Annotated in this window: 18 protein-coding genes, 1 pseudogene and 1 riboswitch; of the genes and pseudogenes, 11 read left to right on the forward strand and 8 right to left on the reverse strand. The window is 75.4% G+C overall.

What is annotated here, in order from left to right:
- Positions 1-685 precede the first annotated feature (685 nt).
- On the forward strand, positions 686-1,681 hold the full coding sequence (locus tag AC07D6_RS25620) for a dihydroxyacetone kinase subunit DhaK (RefSeq protein WP_315880486.1): 996 nt from the start codon (positions 686-688) through the stop codon (positions 1,679-1,681).
- Between the two features lie 26 nt (positions 1,682-1,707).
- The gene (locus AC07D6_RS25625; RefSeq protein ID WP_391654147.1) at positions 1,708-2,430 is read left to right on the forward strand and encodes a DAK2 domain-containing protein; all 723 of its coding nucleotides are present in this window, start codon (positions 1,708-1,710) and stop codon (positions 2,428-2,430) included.
- Between the two features lie 79 nt (positions 2,431-2,509).
- Here AC07D6_RS25625 and AC07D6_RS25630 read toward each other — a convergent pair whose 3' ends face one another.
- Positions 2,510-3,259 (reverse strand): HAD family hydrolase, encoded by a 750-nt coding sequence (locus AC07D6_RS25630; protein ID WP_315880487.1) that lies wholly within the window; start codon positions 3,257-3,259, stop codon positions 2,510-2,512.
- Between the two features lie 243 nt (positions 3,260-3,502).
- The gene (locus tag AC07D6_RS25635) at positions 3,503-4,468 is read right to left on the reverse strand and encodes a ScbA/BarX family gamma-butyrolactone biosynthesis protein (protein WP_479048046.1); all 966 of its coding nucleotides are present in this window, start codon (positions 4,466-4,468) and stop codon (positions 3,503-3,505) included.
- Between the two features lie 114 nt (positions 4,469-4,582).
- Between AC07D6_RS25635 and AC07D6_RS25640 the strand changes: the two genes are divergently transcribed.
- The 4 genes from AC07D6_RS25640 (at position 4,583) to AC07D6_RS25655 (ending at position 11,159) form a co-directional block, all read left to right on the forward strand.
- Complete coding sequence (locus tag AC07D6_RS25640; RefSeq protein ID WP_479048048.1) at positions 4,583-5,284, forward strand: ScbR family autoregulator-binding transcription factor; 702 nt, start codon at positions 4,583-4,585, stop codon at positions 5,282-5,284.
- Between the two features lie 831 nt (positions 5,285-6,115).
- Entirely contained in the window at positions 6,116-7,642 is a 1,527-nt protein-coding gene (locus AC07D6_RS25645) for a glycoside hydrolase family 43 protein (protein WP_479048050.1), read from the forward strand.
- 242 nt (positions 7,643-7,884) lie between these two features.
- Positions 7,885-9,945, forward strand: a complete 2,061-nt coding sequence (locus AC07D6_RS25650) for an AAA family ATPase (RefSeq protein ID WP_315880491.1) — start codon at positions 7,885-7,887, stop codon at positions 9,943-9,945.
- Between the two features lie 220 nt (positions 9,946-10,165).
- A riboswitch (ZMP/ZTP riboswitch) is annotated at positions 10,166-10,254 on the forward strand.
- A 59-nt stretch (positions 10,255-10,313) separates the two neighbouring features.
- A complete protein-coding gene (locus tag AC07D6_RS25655) occupies positions 10,314-11,159 on the forward strand; it encodes a bifunctional 5,10-methylenetetrahydrofolate dehydrogenase/5,10-methenyltetrahydrofolate cyclohydrolase (RefSeq protein WP_315880500.1) in 846 nt (281 codons plus the stop codon).
- A gap of 104 nt (positions 11,160-11,263) precedes the next feature.
- On the opposite strand, the gene AC07D6_RS25660 is transcribed toward AC07D6_RS25655, so the two are convergent.
- Both AC07D6_RS25660 and AC07D6_RS25665 read right to left on the reverse strand, forming a co-directional pair.
- Entirely contained in the window at positions 11,264-12,571 is a 1,308-nt protein-coding gene (locus AC07D6_RS25660) for an SWIM zinc finger family protein (protein WP_479048054.1), read from the reverse strand.
- Positions 12,568-15,594 (reverse strand): DEAD/DEAH box helicase, encoded by a 3,027-nt coding sequence (locus tag AC07D6_RS25665; RefSeq protein ID WP_479048056.1) that lies wholly within the window; start codon positions 15,592-15,594, stop codon positions 12,568-12,570. Before AC07D6_RS25665 ends, AC07D6_RS25660 begins: the two co-directional genes overlap by 4 nt.
- Before the next feature lie 318 nt (positions 15,595-15,912).
- Between AC07D6_RS25665 and AC07D6_RS25670 the strand changes: the two genes are divergently transcribed.
- The 3 genes and pseudogenes from AC07D6_RS25670 to AC07D6_RS25680 form a co-directional block, all read left to right on the forward strand.
- On the forward strand, positions 15,913-16,986 hold the full coding sequence (locus AC07D6_RS25670; RefSeq protein WP_479048058.1) for an acyl-CoA desaturase: 1,074 nt from the start codon (positions 15,913-15,915) through the stop codon (positions 16,984-16,986).
- Positions 16,987-17,069: 83 nt separating this feature from the next.
- Entirely contained in the window at positions 17,070-17,255 is a 186-nt protein-coding gene (locus tag AC07D6_RS25675) for a hypothetical protein (RefSeq protein WP_479048060.1), read from the forward strand.
- Between the two features lie 128 nt (positions 17,256-17,383).
- Positions 17,384-17,788: pseudogene (locus AC07D6_RS25680) on the forward strand (VOC family protein); the annotation flags it as partial.
- 57 nt (positions 17,789-17,845) lie between these two features.
- Here the strand turns inward: AC07D6_RS25680 and AC07D6_RS25685 are convergent.
- The 3 genes from AC07D6_RS25685 to AC07D6_RS25695 form a co-directional block, all read right to left on the reverse strand.
- Positions 17,846-18,751, reverse strand: a complete 906-nt coding sequence (locus AC07D6_RS25685) for a hypothetical protein (protein ID WP_479048257.1) — start codon at positions 18,749-18,751, stop codon at positions 17,846-17,848.
- Positions 18,752-18,926: 175 nt separating this feature from the next.
- Complete coding sequence (locus AC07D6_RS25690; RefSeq protein ID WP_315881601.1) at positions 18,927-19,235, reverse strand: hypothetical protein; 309 nt, start codon at positions 19,233-19,235, stop codon at positions 18,927-18,929.
- A 190-nt stretch (positions 19,236-19,425) separates the two neighbouring features.
- Positions 19,426-20,025 carry a class I SAM-dependent methyltransferase gene (locus AC07D6_RS25695; RefSeq protein ID WP_315881602.1) on the reverse strand — a complete coding sequence of 200 codons (600 nt, stop codon included), beginning with the start codon at positions 20,023-20,025 and terminating at the stop codon, positions 19,426-19,428.
- A gap of 341 nt (positions 20,026-20,366) precedes the next feature.
- Between AC07D6_RS25695 and AC07D6_RS25700 the strand changes: the two genes are divergently transcribed.
- Both AC07D6_RS25700 and AC07D6_RS25705 read left to right on the forward strand, forming a co-directional pair.
- A complete protein-coding gene (locus tag AC07D6_RS25700; RefSeq protein ID WP_315881603.1) occupies positions 20,367-20,774 on the forward strand; it encodes a roadblock/LC7 domain-containing protein in 408 nt (135 codons plus the stop codon).
- 141 nt (positions 20,775-20,915) lie between these two features.
- Positions 20,916-21,986, forward strand: a complete 1,071-nt coding sequence (locus AC07D6_RS25705) for a DUF6397 family protein (protein ID WP_479048064.1) — start codon at positions 20,916-20,918, stop codon at positions 21,984-21,986.
- 5 nt (positions 21,987-21,991) lie between these two features.
- Here the strand turns inward: AC07D6_RS25705 and AC07D6_RS25710 are convergent, their stop codons facing one another.
- Positions 21,992-23,038 (reverse strand): phosphatidylinositol-specific phospholipase C domain-containing protein, encoded by a 1,047-nt coding sequence (locus tag AC07D6_RS25710; RefSeq protein WP_479048065.1) that lies wholly within the window; start codon positions 23,036-23,038, stop codon positions 21,992-21,994.
- Positions 23,039-23,080 lie beyond the last annotated feature (42 nt).

Raw genomic sequence — 23,080 nt, forward strand, 5'->3', positions numbered from 1 at the left:
CACGGGCTGCGCCGACCACGGGCCGAGCGCGTACCGCGGCGGTGGCCCGGTCATCAGGGGGCGGTCAGACGAACACCCTCGGGAGGGGCGCACTTCCGTCACCGCGCCGCACGCCGTCCACCCCTCAGGTCGGGGCCCTCACCGGGGCACAACAGCCGCCCGAGACCGGACAGCCGGACCCTGCCGGGTGCCGGGCCGCGGTCCCGCGCAGGGGCGCGTTCCACGGGTCCACCCGCCCCGGGCCGCCCTCCGGTCACAGTCCGTCCTCCAGTCACAGTCCCCCTCCGGCCACGGACCGCCGCCGCGGCGCTCACCGCGCCGGAAGGGAGCAGAGCCGCACCCGGTGGGACGGTCCCGGGCGGCGACCGCTGCGACCCCGCCGACCAGCGGGCCCTCCTCCCGTCCGAAGACCCGGCCGTGGCCGCCGCTGCCGGGACGGGACGGTCGGCGCGGGGGCCGCTCCGATCCGGCCCTTCCGTCCCGGCCTCCTCCTCGCACGAGTTGCCGATCCGACCGGGCAGCCGCACGATGGCCACAAGGAGAAGCGAACGGCGACACTCCGTGAGGCAGGACCACACGGCACGTCCGAGGGCGACGTACTCTTGATCGACCCGCTCGCAGTTTCCGGCCCCGCTCGCCCTCTTTCGCGATCACGGGGAGGCCGGAGAGGTCTGGGAGGCCGGCCATGGTGTACTTCGTGAACTCCCCCGAACGCTTGGTGCCCGACGCGCTCGCCGGATTCGCCCGTGTGCACGCGGACCTCGTGCTCCACGACGAGGCGGGCGGTTTCCTCCACGCCCGGTACCCGGCTCCCAACCGCCGGGTGGGGATCGTCTCGGGCGGCGGATCCGGACACGAGCCGCTGCACCTCGGCTTCATCGGCACGGGCATGCTGGACGCCGTCTGCCCGGGCCGGCTGATGGCCTCGCCGCACAACCGCCAGGTGCTCGAAGCCTCCCGCGCGGTGGCGCGCGCCGAGGGCGTGCTCCACCTGGTCAAGAACTACACGGGCGACCGCATCAATTTCGGCATCGCCGCCGAACGGCTCGCCCACGAGGGCATCGCCTGCGCACGGGTCCTGATCGACGACGACCTGGCGTCGGACTCGGACGAGTCCGACGCGGGCCGCCGGGGCACCGGGGCCACCGTCCTGGTGGAGAAAGTGCTCGGCGCCGCCGCCGACACCGGGCTGGGACTGCGCGAACTGGCCGAACTCGGCGCCGAACTGGTCGGTCGCTGCCGCAGTCTCGCGGTCGCCTCGGCCGCGCACACGTCGCCGGCCACCGGCCGCCCCGCCTTCGACGTCGCTGACGGGGAGCTGGAGTACGGCGTCGGCATCCACGGCGAACGGGCCAGCCGCACGGTGTCCCGGCCGCCGCTGGACGAGTTGGTCACGGAGATGACGGAGGCGCTGCTGGCGTCGCTCGGGCCGGCCCCGGGCGAGTCGGTCATCGCTCTGGTCAACGGACTCGGCGGGGTGACCCGCCTCGAGCTGTACGGGGTGGCGCGGGAGCTCGCGTCGCGGCTGGACCGGCACAAGCTGGTGCTCGAACGCATCCTGGTCGGGGACTTCGTCACCGCGCTGGACATGCGCGGTTTCACGCTCACCCTCATGAGGGCGGACACCGAGACGGTCAAGTGGTTCGACGCGCCGGCACACACGCCCGCGTGGCCCCGTTGACCAGAGGGCGGCAGGAGGTGGTGCAGATGCTGGACCGCTACGCACCGGAGGACGACGCCACGTACACGGGGACGGCCTTCACCGAGAGCTGGATGCGGAGGTTCGCGGCTTCGGTCCGAGCCACCGAGCCCCAGCTCACCGCGCTCGATCAGCGGGTGGGTGACGGTGATTTCGGGACGAACCTCATGGCGGGGCTGGACGCGACCGTGGCCGCGCTGGACAAGGCGGCGGGGTCGGCCGCCACCGGGCGGGCCGCCCGCGCCGGCGAACCGCTCCAGACGGCCGCCACCGCCTTCCTGGACGGGGTGGGCGGTACCAGCGGCCCCCTCTTCGGGCTGCTGCTCGAAGAACTGGCGGTCGCGGCTGCCGTTCCCGTGCTGGACGTGGCCGTCCTGCGGTCCGGTCTCACCAACGGACTCGCCGCCATACGGCGGGTGGGTGAGGCGAGGCCGGGGGACAAGACACTGGTCGACGCCCTCTGCCCGGCGTGCGAGGCGCTGCGGGTGTGCCCGGTGGAGGCCGGACCCCGAGCGGCCCTGGCCCATGCGTCGCGCGCCGCATGGGAAGGGGTGCGCGGTACGGCGCGGCTACGCGCGCGCCGGGGTCGGGCCAGCTACGTCGGCGGGCGGGCCACCGGCGTTCCCGACCCGGGGGCGGTGGGCATCGGGCTGCTCCTCTCGTCGGCGGGTGGAACGGTCACCGCGCTGGCGCCGCTCCTGGCCGATCCGGAGGCGGCCGAAGCGGAGTGAACCGGTGGCACCCGCCCCGGTGGGCCCCACCGTTCCGAACCGGCCCCTGCCCGGTCGGCGGGACCGGCGATCGCCCCGCTCAGCGGGTCGGGGCCGGGAGCACGGCCTCGTCCGGCGGGGACGCCGAGGCGGGCAGGGACGTCGCGGTCCGGAGCGGCGCCCGCTCGGCGGCCCATCCGCTGATCCTCGGATCGTCCAGCGCCTCGACCCACAGGTCGGTCAGGGCGATGGTCTCTTCGCCCGGCCAGGGGCCGACGCCCAGGACCCGCATGCCGGCCCGGGTGGCGGCGAGGATCCCGCAGTGGGTGTCCTCGACCGCCAGGGTGTCGGCCGGGTCGGCCCCGCAGTGTCGGGCGGCCGTCCGGTAGAGGTCCGGGTGGGGCTTGGGCCGGGCCGTGCCGTCCGGTACCACCACGGCGCGGAAGTGAGGGAGCAGTCCGGCGGTGCCCAGGCACGATTCCACCACCTCGCGGGGGCAGTTGCTGGCAACGGCCAGGGGGGCGAAGGCGGCGGTCGCCTCGACCAGTTCGCGGGCGCCGGGCATGGTCACCGGGTGGTCGGAGACCAGCGCGAGGAAGTGGTGGAGCAGCCGTTGCGCGAGGTCCCGGCCCAGTTCGGGGCGGCCGCCCTCGTCGGCCATGAGCTGCCCGCACTCGGTGTAGTGCAGGCCCTTGGCCCGTTCCGCGAAGCCCGCCGTGAGGCGGAGCCCCACGTCGTCGCAGGCGCGCTGCCGGGCGTCCACCCAGTGGCGTTCGGTGTCCATCAGGGTCCCGTCGCAGTCGAAGACGACGGCCGCCGGGGTCCAGGAAAGGATGCGGTGAAGCGACATCTGCTGTTTTCCGTTCGGGTGTGAGCCGCGAGTACCGCGAACCGGTGCGTGACGTCGGGCAACCCGATGGGACGGGTTGCGTCGTCAGAAGTCCGGCGTGCGCGGCCGGGCGGCGAGAGGGGTTCCCGGCAGGGCGAGCGGCGCCGTACGGCCACGTGCGTCCGTACAACGAGCCCCACCAGGGAACATAACGATCGTTACGTTAAGTTTTGTTACGCAATGGAGTCAAGGAAAAGCATGGGGTTACACCCGGAGGGGTGAGTGGTAGTGCAGAACGCCGAAGGCGCAGCACTTCCCGTTCTGGTCGAACCGGAAGGCGCAGGTGCGGTGGTGCGGCGCGCAGACCACGCGTGCGGCCGGGGTGAACTCGGTGAAGCGCAGGGCCGTCAGCCGGGCCCCGGTCACCCGGAGCAGCGCGCCGCCGCTCGCCAGCGCGGCGGCCTGCCGCGCCGCCTCCAGCAGCACCATCCCGGGGACGTGGTCGGTGGCGTGGTCGAAGAAGAAGGGGTGCTGGGGATCGGCCGCGTCCACCACCACCTCCCACCGGTCTCCTCCCGCCCCTGCGCCCCGCCCGCGCCGCTCGCCGATCCCCACCACCACGTCCCGGGGAAGGGCGACGCCGAGCGCTGACGGTTCGGGGCGGCGCCTCCCGGTCGACGCCCGAGGCGGCTGGACGTCGGCCAGCGGCCCGCGCAGGACGGCGTACCGGTCGGCGGGGAAGAAGCGCGCCCCGCCCCCGGCCCGGGCGAACACCGCCCCGCCGGCCAGGAAGTCCACGTGCAGCCGCAGCCCGGTGGCGATGCCGTCCGGACCGGTGTGCAGCCGGGTGAGCCGCACCCGGCAGGTGACCTCGGTGGCCCCGTGGTGGACCCTGGGCTGTGCCGCGGGTCCCGTGGTGAAGAACAGGTCGGTGATGAGCAGCCGGGCGTCGACGGGCACGCCGAAGTACCGCAGGGGAATGAAGATGCCGAGCTGGCGGAGTGTTTCCACCACCATCAGCGGATGGTGCACGGCCGGGCCGTCGACCGGGAACGTCGGATGCGACCGGGGCCAGCACGCGGCCGCCGCGAAATTCACCTCGTCCATGCGGAGCACGTCGGTGAGGAGAACCTCCGCCACGGAGATCCGATGCACCAGTTCCCTGGGGACGGTACGCGACCAGCTCAGGGCCCGCAGCTTTCCGGGGGCGCTACGGATTCGAGCATTCATTCCCTCAGCACATCGCAGTTCGCGGCCTTTCGCACACCGGCTCGTTACTCCGAACCGCATCCAGGCACTACATTGCGTGGTATCAGCGGTGAAGGACGCGAAACTCGGAGAAGGTTGCGACGAGTGCAGGCGAAAACGACACGGCGGGCCCTGCTGGAAACCGCGGCACAATTGTTCGATGAGCGGGGTTATGCCGGAACCAGTATCAGCGACATCAGCGCGCTCTCAGGTCGTACCAGCGGGGCCATTTACTTCCACTACGCCAGCAAGGAGAAACTCGCCCTGGCGGTCATCGAAGAACTCTTCGCCTCCTGGCCGGAGATGATCAGCCGCCACCGGTCCACCGACCGCCCGGCCCTGGAGAAACTGGTCGCTCTCAGCTTCACCGTCGCCCGCGCCTTCCGCGACGACGTGGTGGTCCGGGCCGGTTCCCGCCTCTGGATGGAGCGCAAGGCCATCGCCGCCCCGCTGCCCACCCCCTTCGCGGCGTGGATCGAGGTGGTCGCCGAACTCCTCGCCGAGGCGCGCGCGGGCGGCGAGCTGGCGGCCGGGGTCGACACCTTGACCGCCGCGCACAGCGTGGTCTGCGCGTTCTTCGGCCTCCACACGATCTCCGACGCCATGGACGGCCGTGAGCACATCGAGGAGCGCCTCCACGAGCTGTGGCTGCTGCTGCTCGGCGCCCTCCAGGCGGAGCCGGACCCGGCGGGCCTGCTCGGCCGGGTGCACGCCGACCAGCCGCCCGCCGTACCGGGCCGGCCACTGCCCGGCCAGTCCACGTCCGAGCCGGCCGACGCGGACCCCTCGCGGCTCTGACCCCGTCGCCGGACGGGGAGGCGCCGAAACGGCGGTCGTCCTCCGGGGCGACCGGGGACCGTCGCGACCCGGCACGGACCGCGCGCGGGGCCGCTGTCCGGGGCCGCGCGGCCGTGACGGGCCGCGCGGAGGGGGCCGGAGCCGGACCCGACCCGCGCGAACGGCTCCGGGCCCCGCCGGCGCGGGGCGGCGCGCTCCGGGAACCGTCCGGTGTCCCGCAGCACGGTGGTGGGGTTGCGGTGGCGGGCACGGCACTCCGCGTACCCGAAGTACGCGCGTCCCCGCGCCCGGTGACGCCGGGCCTGCCGCGGTCGTGGGCGTGCGGGGGCGGGCGGGGCGGTCGCCGGGGACGCGCCGCCGGCCCTCACGGGGACGCGGCGACGGCCGGCGCCGCCGAACCAGCCCCGGTGCTCCCCCCCCGTCGTCACGCGCACCTTCCGGACGGGCCGGCCCCGAGCCGGCCGGGACGCCGGCCGGAGAGAGAAACTCTCGCCGCACGCGGCGGAGGAGTCGACACGGACCGGGTGCGGGACCGCAGGCCGTCGGCGGGAGACACAGGAACGGCCGCCCCCGCCCGAGCCTCCCCCGCAGGCCGTTTTGCGGTCTGTGCGAGCCGCGTCGACGCCCGGGCGGCCATTGACCCCGGTAGAGCCCCCTCGTTAGCCTCCGCTGGAAACGATCTGTCACCTCTCCGGGAAGGCTTCGCCCCCAAGGGCGGCCACCGGGCACCGGGCACGCGCGGACAGGCGGACCGTGACACCCGCGTCGACCCCACCCGCCTCGGGCCGGCACGGCAGATCCGCCCCGCCCGCTGACCAGTGAAAGGACCCGATGAGGGTGTCGAGCGTGCCCAAGGCGAGCACCACCACCGTCAACAACCCCGTGATCCCCGGATTCCACCCGGACCCGAGCGTCTGCCGGGTGGGCGAGGACTACTACCTCGCCTGTTCCAGCTTCGAGTACTTCCCCGGCGTCCCCCTCTTCCACAGCCGGGACCTGGTGCACTGGACCCAGATCGGCAACGCGCTCGACCGCCCGGGCCAACTGCGCCTGCCGCCCGGCACACCGTCCTCGGGCGGCATCTACGCACCCACGCTGCGCCACCACGACGGCCTCTTCTGGCTGATCGTCACGAACGTGAGCGGCGACGGCAACCTGCTGTTCACGGCCACCGACCCGGCCGGCCCCTGGTCCGACCCGATCCGGCTGGCCGGGGTGCGCGGCATCGACCCGGACCTCGCCTGGGACGACGACGGCACCTGCTGGTGCACCACCGCGGGCGTCGAACAGGTCCGCATCGACCCCCGCACCGGGGAGACGCTCGGCCCGCCGCGCCGGATCTGGTCCGGCACCCCCGGTGCCAAGGCCCCGGAAGCACCGCACCTGTACCGGATCGGCGACTACTGGTACCTGCTCATCGCCGAGGGCGGCACCGAGCGGTGCCACGGCGTCTCGATCGCCCGCGGACGCACGCCGACGGGGCCCTTCGAGCCGTGCCCGGCCAACCCGATCCTGACCCACCGGGGCACCGACCACCCCATCCAGAACACCGGCCACGCGGACCTGGTGCAGGCGCCCGACGGCTCGTGGTGGATGGTGCTGCTCGGAGTGCGGCCGTACGGCGGCACGCCCGGCTGGCACGTACTGGGCCGGGAGACGTTCCTGGTACCCGTCGAGTGGGTCGACGGCTGGCCGGTCGTCGGCGAACTGTCGCCCGCCATGCCCGCGCCCCCGTGGGACCTCCACCCCAACGCCACCGTGCCGGGCCGGGACGACTTCGACCCGGACGACGGCGACCTGGCCCCGTACTGGATCTCGCTACGGCACCGCCCCCCGGAGGACTGCACCACCGGGGAACGGCCCGGCTGGCTGACCCTGCACGCCCGCGGCGGGTCACTCGACGACCCCGGCGTGACGTTCGTCGGCCGGCGTCAGCAGCACCCGGCCTGCCGGGTGCGGGCCCTGGTCGACCCGGGGGAAGGCCGCGGCGGCCTGGCCGTCCGCCTCGACGAGCGGCACCACTACGACATCGAGGCGGCAGCCGGCGAAGTGAGCGTGCGGGCCCGTATCGGCCCGCTGGACAGCGCGGTGGCGTCCCGGCCGACACCCGCAGGGCCCGTGGTCCTCCGCATCGAGGTGACGCCCGCACACACCGTGGACGACGCGCGCACCGGCCCCGACACCGTCGCGATCGGCATCGAGGAACGGGACGGCACGTTCACCGAACTCGCGTCGCTGGACGGCCGATACCTTTCCACGGAGGTCGCGGGCGGCTTCACCGGCCGGGTCATCGGCATGTTCGCCTCGGCCGGCTCCGTCCACTTCGACTGGTACGACTACGAGCCGCTCGGGCACTGAGCGGGGCCCCGGACCGACCGCGGACCGCGTCCGCCGCTCCGGCGGCGAACGGGACGTGCCCGGCGGTGGAGAACCGGCGACCGCCGAACAGGCCGGCCGTCCCGGCGCACGGGACCCGCGGACCGGTTCGCGCCACCCGCGCTCATCGACGGCGTGTGGCCTGTCCACGTACCGGCGTACGGTGTGTCCTGTCGTGTTGACGCGCCGCACGCGGCGGCGTACGGGGGACGGGGGAGATGGCGATGCAGCGGGTGTCCGGAAGCCTGGCGGAGCGGCTGAACTCCGCCCGGGACAGGGCGTTCGTCGGACGGTCGGCGGAACTGGCGCGTTTCCGGGCCGCGTTGCGGCAGGAGCCGGGCGCGGGCGCCGTCCTCTACGTGCACGGTCCCGGAGGGGTCGGCAAGTCGGCGCTGCTGAGGCGGTTCGCCGACGAGGCCCGCGGCGCGGCACGCGTCGTCGTCGAGGTCGACGGACGGCTCATCGACCCCTCACCGCTCGGCTTCGAGGCCGAGGCCGCCAAGGCGGCAGGCGCGACGCCCGGGGACGGCGTCGTCCTCCTCGTCGACGCGTTCGAGCGCTGCCAGGGGCTGGAGGGGTGGCTGCGGGACCGGTTCCTGCCGCACCTGCCCGAGCGGGCCGTCGTCGTGATCGCGGGCCGCCTCCCGCCGAGTACGGCGTGGACGGTCGACCTCGCCTGGAGCGAGGCCCTGGAGGTCCTGCCGCTGGCACCGCTGGACCCGGACGCCTCCGCCGCCCTGCTGGAGCGCCGGGGCGTGTCCGCCGCCCTCCACGAACCGGTGCTGTCCTTCGCCGGCGGCCACCCCCTGGCGCTGACCCTCGCGGCATCGGTCGCCGTCAGCGACGCCGGCCCGCGGGCGACCTGGGAGCCCACCCCGGACGTCATCACCGCCCTGCTCGCCACCCTGGTCGGAGACCTGCCCTCCCCGGTGCACCGGGCCGCCCTGGAGACGGCCGCCCACACGATGACGACGACCGAGGGGCTGCTGAAGGCGGTGATCGGCGAGGAGGACGCCGGGCCGATGTTCGCCTGGCTGCGCGGCCTGCCGTTCGCCCAGTACGGCCGCCGCGGCCTCTTCCTCCACGATCTCGTCCGCGAGGTCCTCGACCGGGACCTGCGCTGGCGCGACCCCCAGGGCTACGAGCAGATGCACCGCCGGGCCGGGCACCACCTGCTCGCCCAGGTCCGCACGTCGTCCGGTGCCGAGGTGATGAGCGCGGTGCGAGCGCTCACGTACCTCAAGCGGTACGGCCCGATGGCGCCCTACTTCCAGGACCTGGACGAGGAGGGGGACGTCTACGAGGACACCCTGCGGCCCGAGGACCACGAGACCCTGGTGAGGATGGCCGAGGAGGTCGAGGGCGAGCGGTCCGCCCGTATCGTGCGGCACTGGCTTGTGCACCAGCCCTCGGCGTTCCTGGTGTACCGGCGGACCGACACGGGCGGGACCGTCGCCTTCATGACCTGGCTGCGGCTGTCCAGGCGGGGCGAGGAGGCCGACGCCGACCCGGTCGTGGCGGAGGCGTGGGAGCACGTCGAGCGCCGTGCTCCGCTGCGCCCGGGCGAGCACTTCCTCCTGTGCCGCTTCATGGTGGATCCGGAGACGTACGGCGGGATATCCCACGTCGGCCACCTCATGCAACTGCGCATCTGCGTCGACTGGATCAGGTCCCAGGGGCTGGGCTGGTCCTTCGTCCTCAGCCCCGACGCCGCGCTGTGGTCCCCGCTGATGTCCCACCTCGGGCACCGGCCGGTGTTCGAGGTGCCGTGGGACCGGGGGCGCCTGTTCACGATGTTCGCGTGCGACTGGCGGGTCACCCCCTTGGAGATCTGGTTCGACCGCACCCAACCGGGAGCCCTCTCCGACACACCCGTGGCCCCGGCCGCCGACAGGCCGGCCGAGGAGACCCTCGCACGAGCCGACTTCGACCAGGCGGTCCGCGACGCCCTGCGCGCCCTGCACCACCCCGACGACCTGCGCTCCAACCCCCTGCTGGCCTGCCGGACGGTCGCCGTCGAGGCCGAGTACGGGAACACGGACCCGGTGGACTCGCTCAGGCGCCTGATCACCGAAACGGTCGAAGCGCTGCTCGACGAACCGCGGGGGGCCAAAGCGCACCGGGCGGTGGCGACGACCTTTCTGGAGCGGCCCCGCACCCAGGAGGCGTCCGCGCAGCGGCTCGGCATCCCCTACAGCACGTACCGGCGGCACCTCGCGCAGGGGATGGAGCGGGTGTGCGAGCTGCTGTGGCGGAGGGAGCGGAGCGGAGCGCCCTCCACGTGACCGGGCGGGAGCGGGCGACGAACCGGCGGCGGCCGGGCTGACCCCTCTCGTCGGGCCGGTGATCGGGGCGGTGCGAGGGGGCCGCACCCGGCCCCGCACCCCCGCGTCGTCCGCCCCGGCCTGCCCGTCGGGGTGTTCCGCACCCGCTGCCCCTGCCGAGGCCCCGCGGAGCCCCCGCACCCCCGGCCCGTGCCCCCGCGGACCCGCCTCCCGTACAGTGGGGGTGGGCCGTGACTGGCGCTTGGGTGGAGTACCACCGGGGAGCGGCCCGGCGGTCACCGCCTCCTGCCGCGCGCCTGGGCGATCAGCACCCACGTTCCTGTCGACGCCCAGGAGGACCCGTGTCCACGACCGCAAGCGCCCGCCTCATGGACGGCAGCGGCCTCGCCCGCCGCCTCGTCGAGGAGACCGCCGCCCGCGCCGCCGACCTCACCCGCCGCACCGGCGCGCAGCCGTGCCTCGCGACCGTCCTCGTCGGCGAGGACCCCGCCTCCGTCACGTACGTGCGGATGAAGCGCGCCCGTTGCGAGAAGGCCGGCATCCGCTCGCACCACGTCGAGCTGCCCGCCACGATCACCACCGAGGAGCTCGTCGCCACCCTGCGGGCCCTCTCGGAGGACCCGGACGTGCACGGCATCCTCCTCCAGCACCCGGTCGGCCGGCACATCGACGAGCGCGCCGCGTTCGAGGCGATCGCCCCGGAGAAGGACGTCGACGGCGTCACCACCAGCTCCTTCGCCTCGATGAGCTTCGGCCTGCCCGGTTTCGTCTCCTGCACGCCCGGCGGCATCATGCGGCTGCTCGACGCGTACGACGTCGACCCCGCCGGCAAGCGGGCCGTCGTCGTCGGCCGCAGTGCCATCCTGGGCAAGCCCGCCGGGATGCTGCTGCTCGCCCGGAACGCCACGGTGACGTACTGCCACTCGTACACCCCCGCCGCCGATCTGTCGGCCGCCGTGCGGGAGGCGGACATCGTGATCGCCGCCGTGGGCCGCGCCCGCTTCATCAAGGGCGAGGACATCAAGCCGGGCGCCGTCGTCGTCGACGCGGGCTACAACGAGGGCAACGTCGGCGACGTCGACTTCGAGGCCGCCGCGGAGCGCGCCGGGCTCATCACCCCGGTCCCCGGCGGCGTCGGCCCCATGACCATCGCCACCCTGCTGGCGCAGACGGTCGACGCCGCCGAGCGGCAGCTCGGGGCCACCGCCGCCTGACCGCGGCACCGGGACGGTACGGGACGACGGCCGCTCCCGGCGGGCGGCCGTTCCCGGCGGACGACGGCCGGGCCCGCTCGGCGCGGCCGTCGTCCGCCGTCCCGTCACCCCGCGTCGTCCCCCTCCAGCAGGGCGGCCAGCACCGCGCCCGGGTCGCGGCCCGCCGGGCCGGCGGGCGCCCACCGGCCCTGCTCGCGCCGGTACGGCCACCAGCGGCCGTCCCGGCCGAGCCGCACCTGCACGTCGCCCCCCGGTCCGGCCCAACGCGCGCCGCCCAGCGCCCGCAGCACGGGACGCCCGCCGTCCTCCCCGGCAGCCGCGACGAGCGCCTCGGCGCGGGCCGCCGGCGCGGGCTCCGGCACCCACTCCTCCTCCAACACCGCGAGGGCCGCCGCGCCACCCAGCCGCCACGCCCGTACGGCGAGGTCCATGTCCACCGGGTCCCGCCCCGTCCCCGCCGCGAGCCGCGCCACGACCCCGGGCACGGGCGCCGCGGCGGTCGCGGCGAGCCGGACGGCGTCCTGAGTCACCGTCAGCGGCGCGTCGCCGAACTCCCCACCGGGACCCCGTCCGGTTCCCCCGCCGGGGGAGTCCGCACCGGCCAGCACCTCCGCCAGCATCCGCCGCGCCCGCCACGCCGCGTCGGCGGCCAGCAGCTCCAGTCCCGACGGGTCCACGTCCGCCCCGGGATCCGTCTCCGCGTCCAGCGACGGCGGCCCGCCCGGCTGCTCGGGAACGGGCGGCGGCGACGGCAGCGCGGGCAGGATGCCGCCCGTCGCGAACGCCTCGTCGGCCCGTACGCCCTCCGGCTCCACCACCGCGTCCTCCGCACCGGCCCGTACCGTGCCGCGCGCCGTCAGCTCCTCCAGCAGCCGCCGTTCGCCGCGCCCGCGCACCAGGAGCAGCACGAACGGATCCCGGTCGAGCAGCCGAGCCACCTGGTAGCAGAGGGCCGCCGTGTGCGGACAGTGGTCCCACGCCCCGCACGCGCACTCCGCGTCCAGGTCGCCCAGGCCCGGCAGCAGGTCGACCCCGGCCGCCGCGGCGTCCTCGACCAGGTGCGGCGGCATGTCCCGGTCGAGCAGCGCGGCGACGTGCCCGGCCCGCTCCACCGCCGTCTCCAGGAACCGGTCCCACTCCGCGTCCGGCAGCTCCTGCACCAGCACGTCGGCCCGGTACGCGGTACCGTCCCGGTCCTTGACGACCGCCGTGACCCGCCCGGGGCGCACCGTCACGGCACCCACCGCGCCGGCGCGCGCCCGTGCGCGGCCCTTCTTCAGCTGCTGACCGTCGAGCGCCGTGTCCTCCAGGGCCTTCAGCCACGCCCGGCCCCACCAGGTCTCCGCGAAGCCGCGCCCGGGGGCGGGCGGCAGGGCGTCGAAGGTCGTCTCGTCCTCGTAGGCACCGTTCATCGTCCGCGCCCTCCGTCCGTCCCGTCCGTGGTGTCCGTCCCGGCCGTGGCATCCGCCCTGTCCGTGGCGTCCGTTCCGCCGTGCCCCGCGGAGCTGCCTCCGTCGTATCCGCCGTGCCCGTCGTCCGCGTCGTATCCGCCGTCCGTCGCGCGCAGCCGCACCAGTTCCGCCAGTTCGGCGTCGGACAGCTCCGTGAGGGCCGCCTCCCCTGCGCCCCCCAGTACCGAGTCCGCCAGCCGCCGCTTGCGCGCCAGCATGTCCGCGATGCGGTCCTCGACCGTGCCCTCGGCGATCAGCCGGTGCACCTGCACGGGCCGCGTCTGCCCGATCCGGTACGCCCGATCGGTGGCCTGCGCCTCCACGGCCGGGTTCCACCAGCGGTCGTAGTGCACGACGTGCTCCGCACGCGTGAGGTTCAGCCCCGTGCCCGCCGCCTTCAGCGACAGCAGGAACACCGGCACCTCGCCGTCCTGGAATCGGCGCACCATCGCCTCGCGCTCCACGACCGGCGTGCCGCCGTGCAGCAGTTGCGCCCGTACGCCCCGAGCGGCGAGGTGGTCCTGGAGCAGCCGGGCCATGCGCACGTACTGGGTGAAGACCAGCACGCCCGCGCCTTCGGCGAGGATCGTGTCGAGGAGCTCGTCCAGCAGTTCCAGCTTGCCGGAGCGCCCCGCGAGCCGCGGCGCGCCCTCCTCCTTCAAGTACTGCGCGGGGTGGTTGCAGATCTGCTTCAGCGCGTTCAGCAGCGTGACGACCAGGCCGCGCCGCTCCATGCCGTCCGCCCCGGCGATCGCGGCGAGCGTCTCGCGCACCACCGCCTCGTACAGACCGGCCTGTTCCTTCGTCAGGGCCACCGCGCGGTCCGTCTCCGTCTTCGGCGGCAGTTCCGGCGCGATCCCCGGGTCGGACTTGCGGCGGCGCAGCAGGAACGGCCGGACCAGCCGGGACAGCCGCTCGGCCGCCGCCGGGTCGGCACCGCCCTCGACGGCCTGCGCGTACCGGCCGCGGAACGTGCCGAGGCGGCCGAGCAGCCCGGGCGTCGTCCAGTCGAGGATCGCCCACAGCTCGGAGAGGTTGTTCTCCACCGGTGTGCCGGTCAGCGCGACGCGCGCCCGCGCGCCGATGGCGCGCAACTGCCGGGCGGTCGCCGAGTAGGGGTTCTTGACGTGCTGCGCCTCGTCCGCGGCGACCATGCCCCAGTCCACGCGCGCGAGGCGCTCGGCGTCGAGCCGCATCGTCCCGTACGTGGTGAGCACGAAGCCGCCGGTGACGCCGTCCAGGTCGCGGCGGGGCCCGTGGAAGCGGCGCACGGGGGTGCCGGGCGCGAACTTCTCGATCTCCCGCTGCCAGTTGCCCATCAGCGACGTGGGGCAGACGACGAGCGTCGGCCCGGCGGCTGCCGGATCGGTCTGCCGGTGCAGGTGGAGCGCGATGAGGGTGATGGTCTTGCCGAGGCCCATGTCGTCGGCGAGGCAGGCGCCGAGCCCGAGGGACGTCATGCGGTGCAGCCAGTTCAGGCCGCGCAGTTGGTAGTCGCGCAGAGTCGCGGCAAGTCCGACGGGCCGGCCGATCTCCTGGTGGCCGCCCTCCGGGTCCGCGAGCCGGTCCCGCAGCTCCCGCAGCCATCCCGACGCCTCGACGACGACCGGCCGCCCACCCACCTCGGTCGTGCCCGCCAGTACGGCGCCCAGCGCCTCCACGGGGGTCATCCCGCGGTCCCGCTGCTCGCGGGCGCGCCGTACCTCCTCGGGGTCGACCAGCACCCACTGGTCGCGCAGCCGCACCAGGGGCCGGCCGGCCTCGGCGATCCGGTCCAGCTCGGCGCGATCGACGGACCGCTCGCCCAGGGCGAAGCGCCAGTCGAAGGCCAGCAGCGCATCGGCGGACAGGAACGACGGCAGTGCGGAGTCCCGCCCGTACGGGCCGCCGCCCCCTTCGCCGTGCGCGGGCCCGACGACGGCCTTCGCGGTCAGTGTCCGCGCCAGGCTCTTGGGCCAGTGCACCTGGACACCGGAGTGCGCGAGCGCCCTCCCGGCCCCGCCCAGCAGTTCGGCGACCTCCTCGTCGGCCAGTTCCAGGGCGTCCGGTACGGCCGTCGACAGCAGCGGCGACAGGGCGGGCCACACGCGCGCGGCGCGGCGCAGCGCGAGCAGCGCGTCCCGGTGGGCCGACGCCCCGAACGCCGCGCCCGCGGCACCCGACCACACGTGCGCGGCGTCCGCGACGAGCGCGGCGTCACCGGCGTGGTGCACCTGCGGCACGGCGCGGAAGACGGGGCCGCCCGCGCCGGTTCCGGCGACGGCGGTCTCGTCGGTGGCGGCGTCGCCGTCCAGGCCCGTCACCTCGATCCGCAGGGAGAGCCGTACGCCCGCGTCGTGCCCGGCCGCCACGTCGGCGGCCCACTCGCGCAGCTCCGGCACGTGCTGCGGCCCGTCCTCCGCGAACGGCGCGCCGCCCGTGGCGAGCGGGGCCGCGGGGGTGCGGGGCAGTACGTCTGCCACCGCGTCCAGGAAGGCGCGCAGCAGCGCCTCGGGGTCGGGCAGGAGCACCGCCCCGTCGGCGGCCGTGCCGACGGGCACGGCGTGGGCGGTGGGCGGCATCGACGCGGCGAGCGTCCGCAGCCGCTCCAGGTCCTCGGGGGCGAGCGGTCCGGCCCGCCACGCGTCGTACCCCGCCTCGGTCACACCGGGCAGCAGCCGGCCGCGGGCGACGACGTGGAGGGCGAGCAGGGCGGCCGCTCCCCAGAAGGCGCAGGACGGCGACGGGTCGGTGGCGGACCCGGCACCCGTCCGCGCCAGCAGCGGAAGGGCGTCGCGTACGGGCAGGCAGAGGGCCGTCACGCGCCGGGGGAGGGCGTCGTCGGCGACGACGTCCACCTCCTCGACGGTGCCGGGGCCGGATCGCTCGGGCAGCGGTTCGCCGTCGGGCGCCCAGAAGGCGACGCGGCCGGTGCGCGCGGGGTCGGCGGACAGGAAGACGGTGGAGCAGCGGGCGAGGCCGGAGAGAGTGGGGTCCCAGTGCACAGTGCTGTTGCAGTCCTCAAATTTGACTAGCTGAATGCGGAAGGGCCGAGAGTACAGGACGCGACAGTCGGAAGAACGCGTTCCGCGCGTGAGCCGGCTCACAGAGGCGTTCCGGGGGTGGCGCGAGCACCACCCCGCCCGAGGGGGTGGCCCCCACCCGGACCGGGTGCTGCCGCCATGGTCCGGGACGTCGCTCCGTCCCTAGGCTCATGGCACGACGCCGCCCGGCGCAACGGCCCTCCAGGCCACCACCCCCGCGAGGCCGGCGCACCCCGCCCGCATCCTGCCGAACCCTCGGCCCACAGACCGGAGACAGCCATGCCACAGGCCACCGCCGCCCCGCCGGAGCGGATCTCGGCCCCCGTCCGCGGGGGCGGCAGCGAGTTCACCCCCCTCCTGCGCGCGGTCCGGGAGCAGGGGCTCCTGGAACGGCGTCCCGGCTGGTACGCCGCGGGGATCACCGTCAACCTCCTCGCCCTCGCCGCCGTCGCCACCGCGCTCGCCCTCTTCGGGGACTCGCCCTGGGCGCTGCTGCTCGCCGTGCCGCTGGCCGTGTTCTCCGCGCGCGCCGGCTTCGTCGCCCACGACGCCGGGCACGCGCAGATAGCCTCCCGGCGCCGCACCAACCACCTGCTCCAGATCGTGCACGCCAACCTGCTCCTCGGCATGAGCCAGGAGTGGTGGAACGACAAGCACAACCGGCACCACGCGAACCCGAACCACATCGACAAGGACCCGGACGTCGCCCCGGACGTCCTGGTGTTCGCCCGCCACCAGGCGGGTGGCCGCAGCGGCCTGCGCGGCTGGCTCACCCGCCACCAGGCATGGCTGTTCTTCCCCCTCACCACCCTCGAAGGGCTCGCCCTCAAGCTGTACGGCTTCCGGGCGGTGTTCTCGGCGCGCGGGCGGCGCGGCACGCGGCGGGGGCGCGCCGCCGAGGGCGGTCTCCTCCTCGCCCACGTCGCCGGCTACGGCGCGCTGCTGCTCGCCACGATGCCCCTGGGGCGGGCGCTGGTCTTCGCGGCCGTCCACCAGATGCTCCTCGGGCTGCACCTGGGCCTGGCGTTCGCGCCCAACCACAAGGGCATGGCGATGCCCGGCGAGGACGGCGCCGCCGAGGACTGGGGCCACCTGCGCAAACAGGTCCTCACCTCGCGCAACGTCCGCGGCGGCGCCGTCACCGACTGGCTGCTGGGCGGCTTGAACTACCAGATCGAGCACCACCTGTTCCCCAGCATGCCGAGGCCGCACCTCCGCCTGGCGCGGCCCCTGGTCCGCGCGCACTGCCGGGCGCTCGGCGTCCCGTACACGGAGACGGGCGCGGTCGACTCCTACCGGCAGGTGCTCGGCCATCTGCACGCGGTCGGCGAACCGCTGCGCGCCGCCGCCTGAGCGGCGCCCCCGTTCGTACGACGGCCGGAACCGTGCCGGGCCGCCGGGCGTTCACCCGATAGGCAGCCGAGAAGGAGGCGTCCATGTCGACGAGAACGAAGATCGTGATCGGGGGAGTGGCCGTCGGGCTGCTGCTGATGCCCCTGATCGGCTTCTGGATGTCCCTGCTGGTCGTGGTGGGCGTGCCCGTCCTCGCGTATCTGGCCCTCGACCCCGGCCAGCGGCGCCGGCTGCGGCGGGTGGCCGCGCGGCGGGAGATCGGCCGCTGAGCCAGGGCGGCGGCCGGGCGGGGCCGCGACGCCCCCGCGGTGGGCGCGGCGCGTCGTGCGCGGCTCGGCGGGAGATCCTACGTCCGGCGCCCGATGCGTCAGCGCCTCCGGCTCCGTAGGTTCGCCCCGTGCCCGCAGACGCCACCGCGCACATCCGCATCGCCCGCCCCTCCCTCGACCTCGACGTCGCCGCACGCTTCTGGACCTTCGGGCTGGGACTCAGCGAGCTCTGGCGCCACCGGGGGGACGGCACACCGGGCGACCACACTCTGCTGATGGTCGGCCGGCCCGACACCGGCTGGCACCTGGAACCGGTCCACGACCCGACCGCGGCCGTGGCCCCGCGGCCGACCCCGGAGGACCTGCTGGTCGTCTACCTCGACGGCCCGGTCCCGGACGCCCTGGTGGCCCGCCTCGAACAGCACGGCGGCCGGCGCGTCCCGGCCCACAATCCGTACGGGGACCGCTGGGGCGTCACCGTCGAGGACCCGGACGGCTACCGTCTGGTGCTGTCCACCCGTCGCTGGTCCCACACGTCCGACACACCCGCCACGGGTTCCTGGGGGGACGGGTGTACGGGACGGGCCCGGTCAACCCGGGCGGACGGCCATGGCGTCGAGGCCCGCCAGCAGTCCCGGCAGGCGCGCGCCGCGCCCCACGGGCAGCACCTCGCCGGGACGCTCGTCGACCAGGACGAACGCGATGTCGTCCGTCCGCCCGACCAGCGACCACCCCGGCCCGTCCACCCGCAGCGTCCGCGCCCCGCCGGGCGCGAAGGTGGACCGCACCCGCCCGGGCGGCGGCGGGTCCTCCAGATACGCCCGCACCTCCTCCAGCACCCGCCGCACGGCCGCGTGGGGGCCCAATCCGCCGGCACGGTCCGGCGAGGCACCGTCCGGACCGGTCCCCGGCGGCCGGCCGCCCGCCGGGCCGGCTGCCGGGCCGTCCGCCGGGGGGCGCGCGTCGGCCGGGGCGAAGTCGTCGTCCCCGAGCTGCTCGCGCCACGCCGCCCACCGGAGGGCGATCTCGTCGGCGCCGAGCCGCCGCTGGGCGGGTCCCCACGCCGAGTCGTCGGGCGGTGACAGCGGGGGCGGATCTCCCTTCGCCGTCTCCGGGTCGTGCGGCGCCGGGACGCCCGGCGCCGCGACCGTGAGGGCCAGCGGCCACCCCGGCAGCGCGGCGACGACGCTGCGCTCGCCGGGGGAGAGGTCGTACTCCATGCCGCAGTCCCACGCGGCGATCGCGACCGCGACCAGCGACACGTCGTCCACGGCGACCGTCCAGCGGGCCCCCTCGCCGTCCTGCCCGAGCACCAGCCCGTAGCCCTCGGCGTACGGCTCCAGGCCGAGCGCCCGGCACGCCTGCGGGTAGTCGTCGCCGAGGACGCTGGGGAACTGCGCGGGGGTGAGCAGCACGGCGGTCAGCACGTACAGCGCGTCGTCGGCGCCGACCCCGCCCGGGGAGCCGTCCCCGCCCCCGGCCGGGGCGCCGGCCACGGTTCCGGCAGGTCCACCCGCCCCGGCGCCCGTGCGCTCGTCGTCCGTCCCGGTCACGGCGGCCTCCCGTCGTCCAGTCGAAACAGCCCCGCGACGCGTCCGTCGAGCGCCGTACGAGGTCGGTCGGCGCACCTTAACCAGCGAGTAACCCCGCCGTCGAGAGTCGGGACGACACTCAGGCGGACGGCAGCCCGAGGAGGCCGCGCGCCACCGTCTCCGGCGACTCGTCGCGTTCGCGCGCGAGGGCTATGACCGCACGGCAGGCCAGCTCCTGGACGCCGAACGACAGTGCCTCCGGCGACACCCACCCCGCCGCCTCCTCCATGGCGTCCTCGTCGTCGTCGGCGCAGGCGGCGACATAGGTGGCCGCGGCCTCGAAGATGTTGTGCTGCCGCCTGGGGGCGCCGCCCCCGCCGTCCGGCGTCTGCGCGCTTTGGCGGGCCTGTGCGGGGAACGGGAGGAACGTACGCAGTCTGCTGAACATGGAGTCCACCTTCCCGTGCGGCGAACGCGTCGCCGCTGCCTGCCGTTTCGTCACGTCCAACGTAAGTCGGACGGCCCCGGGGGCAGAAGGGCGCCCCCACGCGCGCGAAGAGGCCGGGCCGCGCGCGGAGAGGGCGATCGCCGCGCTGGACGCGACCCCGGCGAGGCCGCGCGGGTTACGCGCGGCGAGGTCAGGCCGCGCGTTCGGCCAGCGCCAGGAAGCGGCTGTCCTCGTCCACGTACGACACCAGCCGCCATCCCGAACCGGAGAGCAGCGGCCGCAGGTTCGCCTCGGCGCGCAGGTCGTCGCCGGTGAGCGGCCGCCCGTGGCGCGCGGCGAGAACGGCCCGCCCGACCGGGTGGAACAGCGCCAGCCGCCCGCCCGGCCGCACCACGCGTGCCAGCTCCCGCAGGTCCTCGGCGGGCCGGGACAGGTGCGAGACCAGACCGGCGCCGAACACCGCGTCGAAGACGCCGTCCCGCAGCGGCAGCCGGCCCACGTCACCGAGCAGCAGCGCCCCGCTGTCGTCCCGGCCGGCGCGTACCGCCGCCTCCAGCATCGCGGGGGTCAGGTCCACGCCGACGACCGTGCCGCCGGGGCCCACGGCGTCGCGCAGCGCCGGCAGCGCCCGCCCGGTTCCGCAGCCGGCGTCCAGTACGGCGTCGCCCGGCCGGAGCCCGATGCCGGTGACCGCCGCCGCGTACGCCGGGCCGTCGTCGGGGAAGCGCGCGTCCCAGTCGGCCGCCCGCGCGGCGAAGAACTCCTGAACGTCCCTGCGGTCACTGTCCACACCCTCATGATCTCCCACTTTCCGTGCGGCATCCCGGGCGCACGCGCGAGCGGGCGCGATCGTCCGGGGACGTCGCTCCGCAGGGGTCCGGTCGCGTCCGGTCGGCTTTCGCACGTGCCCCGAGCGGGGTCCCTCCCCGCGCCACCGCCCCGGGCCCCGGGAGCACGGACCGCGCCGCCTCCGGCCGGCCTGGTACGCACGGGACGTCTCCCCGCGCCCGTGTGACCGCCCCCGCGCCGTGACCCGGTGACCGGGAGGGTGCTTGCCCCGCCCACCTTGGTGGGTAAGGCTTACGCGGACACGGGGAAAACGGGGACATACGAGAACGGGGAGGACCGAGCATGGCGCTCGACAAGGAACTCGACTGGCTCCTGGACGACCTGACCAAGCGCGTCGCCCGCATACGCCACGCCCTGCTGCTCTCGAACGACGGACTCGTGACCGCCACCAGCAGCGGCCTGGCCCGGGAGGACGCCGAGCACCTCGCGGCGGTCTCGTCGGGCCTGCACAGCCTCGCCCGGGGCGCCGGACTCCACTTCCGGGTGGGGGAGGCGCGCCAGACCATGGTGGAGTTCGACGACGCGCTGCTCTTCGTGACCGCTGCCGGCGACGGCAGTTGCCTGTGCGTCCTCAGCGCCGCCGAGGCGGACGTGGGCCATGTCGCGTACGAGATGACCCTGCTCGTCAACCGCGTCGGGGAGCACTTGGCCGTGGCCTCACGCCGCCCGAGCACACCGGGCCCGGCCTAGGACCGGTCTCCGTCACCGCCTCCGGCGGCGGCCCTGCCCGGCCCCGCCACGCTCGCGTGGAGTTTTCCACAGGCTCGGGCGGGAGGGGACGGACTCCGCTACCTTCGTCACAGAGAGTAGTCGAAGGGTAGGGGGGTCGACATGACGGCCGAACGGGTCGCGCACACCGTCGCCTATGGCAGGGCGGCACAGGAACTCGCGCTGCGCAGGAGCGAGTTCGACCTCGCGGTGCATCTGGGGCACGTGCGGATCGTGCCAGGGCCGGCGGGCGGACGCCCCAGGGTGCCGCAGGAGGAGCTCGACCGGCTCCGCGCCGAGCCGGGCTTCCCGGCGGGCCTGCGCGATCGGGTCCGCACGGTCGGCACGGCGCAGGCGGCCGAACTGGTCGGCATCACGGCCGGCCGCTTCACCAGGCTGGCGAGAACCGGCCATTTCACACCGGTCGCGTACTACCTCAACCGGTACCGCGCGGTCGTCTGGCTCTATCTCGCCCGCGAGGTCCTCGACGCGGCGGCACGCCACCCGGGGCTCCTCGCCGGACGGGTGCCGGCCGACCTGCGGGACCGGCTCCAGGCGGGCGAGGACGCCCGGCCGCGCGCGTGGCGGGCCCGCCGCCGCGGACTGCTGCTCCGCCGGGCGCCCGGCGCCTGGGAGGGCGCGGCGGTCCTCGCCTCGTTCCTCGACCCGCTCCACCTGGCCGAGACCGTTCCGGACCCGTACGAGCGGGCCCGTCTGGAGCGGCTCCGCCCCGCGCCGCCGCACGGCCACCCGGAGTCGCCCGCCGCCCGCGCCGTCGCCGACCGGCTCCTGGTCGCCGACGGTCCGGACGAACTGGCGGAACTCCGCACGGAGCTCGCCGAGGCCCTCCGGGCCGCCCGGGCGCAGCACCCGGCCTCCGGCCCCGGTGCGGCCCCCGCGGTCGGCGCGGAGGGGACGCCGGCGCAGGCGCGACCACGTGCGCAGGCCGCACCGGCCACGGGGGCGAGGCCCGGGGCGGACGCCGTTCCCGCCGACACGGTGGCCGCCGCGCGCCCCGGGCGGACGGCGGCCCGTGAACCCGCCGGGACCGCGAAAGCCGCCGGACGCGTCCCGCGCCGGGCCTGCGGGCGGCGGGCGGAAGCGCCGCCCGGACCCACGGGGCCGCGCCGTCCGGGCGCGCCGCGTACGGCGTTCCTCGCCCGGCTCGGCCTGCGGCGGCCCCGGGTGGGGTGACTGTGTTACGCGCCCGCGCGGGGGACGACCGTCGACAGCACGGCGGGCAGGGGGTACCAGTCGGCCGACACGACGCTGGCGTGCCGCCCGGCCAGCAGGGCGAGCCGGTCGAGGGCCTGCGCCTCCGTCGGGCTGGTGCCGTCGATGGCCGGGGTCACGTTGTGCGCGTCCGTCATGACGACCAGGTAGTTCCGCCGCGCGTACCAGGAGGTGTCCACCGAACCGCCCGCGTACACCGACGCGTCGCCGTCGAACACCACGAACCACGGCCGCACTCCGGCGTCCGCGTACCGCAGGCGGGGGTCGCCGGCCTGCGCCCCGTGCACCGCGGGGAACGCGCCGGCCTCCCGCAGCCGCCCGGCGGCCGCCAGGTTCCGCAGGTGGGTGGCGTACTCGAGGTCGGTCCACAGGGAGTCGGCGGGGTTGTCCTCCTCCACCGTGCCCGGAATCAGCTCGACGACGAACTTGCCGGCCAGCCGGTCGCGGGTGGGCCAGCCGTCCGTGCGGACGGCCGTGTCCAGGTCGGGGTGCCCGCCGACCAGGTCGGCCGGCCGGAACAGCGCGTCACCCAGCCGCGCCGTCAGCAGCGCGTCCAACGCGGCGGGCCCCCGCCCGTAGCGGTCCTGGAAACCGTCCTTCAGCTCGATCTTCAGCAGGACCGGCCGGTGCCCCGGATGGGCGTCGTGCCAGGCGCGGATGTCGGCGAGGCAGCCGCCGAGGTCCTGGTTCCGGGCCTTGGTGCGCAGCTCACCCGCGTGCGCGGCGTTCTCGCAGTTGTTGTCGTTGCCGAGGGGGTTGCTGTGCGACACCCGCCAGGACCGGCCGAACGCGTTGGTCCACACGTCGAGTTCCAGCATGCCCGCGCCCGAGTCCAGGGCGTCGGCGAAGTACCGGTACTTGTCCTTCTCGTACGCGTTGTGGACCCCCACCGACGTCGACGCGCCGTACGGCAGCCGGACCGGGTCGGCTGCGACCGCCGCGCCCGGACCGGCACCCAGTACCAACATCCCCGCTGCCACGGCGGCCCCCGCAGAACGCACCAACACGCCCATAACGTCCCCTGCTTCCCGGTCGAACCCAATGAAGTCGCCGGA

This window comes from Streptomyces sp. NPDC045287 (assembly GCF_056432325.1).

Bases quoted from the DNA above. Each gene is read 5' to 3' on its own strand.
- AC07D6_RS25710 (WP_479048065.1), bottom strand. From the start codon at position 23,038: ATGGGCGTGTTGGTGCGTTCTGCGGGGGCCGCCGTGGCAGCGGGGATG.
- AC07D6_RS25705 (WP_479048064.1), top strand. From the start codon at position 20,916: ATGACGGCCGAACGGGTCGCGCACACCGTCGCCTATGGCAGGGCGGCA.
- AC07D6_RS25635 (WP_479048046.1), bottom strand. From the start codon at position 4,468: ATGAATGCTCGAATCCGTAGCGCCCCCGGAAAGCTGCGGGCCCTGAGC.
- AC07D6_RS25625 (WP_391654147.1), top strand. From the start codon at position 1,708: ATGCTGGACCGCTACGCACCGGAGGACGACGCCACGTACACGGGGACG.
- AC07D6_RS25675 (WP_479048060.1), top strand. From the start codon at position 17,070: ATGTCGACGAGAACGAAGATCGTGATCGGGGGAGTGGCCGTCGGGCTG.
- AC07D6_RS25650 (WP_315880491.1), top strand. From the start codon at position 7,885: ATGCAGCGGGTGTCCGGAAGCCTGGCGGAGCGGCTGAACTCCGCCCGG.
- AC07D6_RS25620 (WP_315880486.1), top strand. From the start codon at position 686: ATGGTGTACTTCGTGAACTCCCCCGAACGCTTGGTGCCCGACGCGCTC.
- AC07D6_RS25700 (WP_315881603.1), top strand. From the start codon at position 20,367: ATGGCGCTCGACAAGGAACTCGACTGGCTCCTGGACGACCTGACCAAG.
- AC07D6_RS25660 (WP_479048054.1), bottom strand. From the start codon at position 12,571: ATGAACGGTGCCTACGAGGACGAGACGACCTTCGACGCCCTGCCGCCC.
- AC07D6_RS25670 (WP_479048058.1), top strand. From the start codon at position 15,913: ATGCCACAGGCCACCGCCGCCCCGCCGGAGCGGATCTCGGCCCCCGTC.
- AC07D6_RS25630 (WP_315880487.1), bottom strand. From the start codon at position 3,259: ATGTCGCTTCACCGCATCCTTTCCTGGACCCCGGCGGCCGTCGTCTTC.
- AC07D6_RS25645 (WP_479048050.1), top strand. From the start codon at position 6,116: ATGAGGGTGTCGAGCGTGCCCAAGGCGAGCACCACCACCGTCAACAAC.
- AC07D6_RS25655 (WP_315880500.1), top strand. From the start codon at position 10,314: ATGGACGGCAGCGGCCTCGCCCGCCGCCTCGTCGAGGAGACCGCCGCC.
- AC07D6_RS25690 (WP_315881601.1), bottom strand. From the start codon at position 19,235: ATGTTCAGCAGACTGCGTACGTTCCTCCCGTTCCCCGCACAGGCCCGC.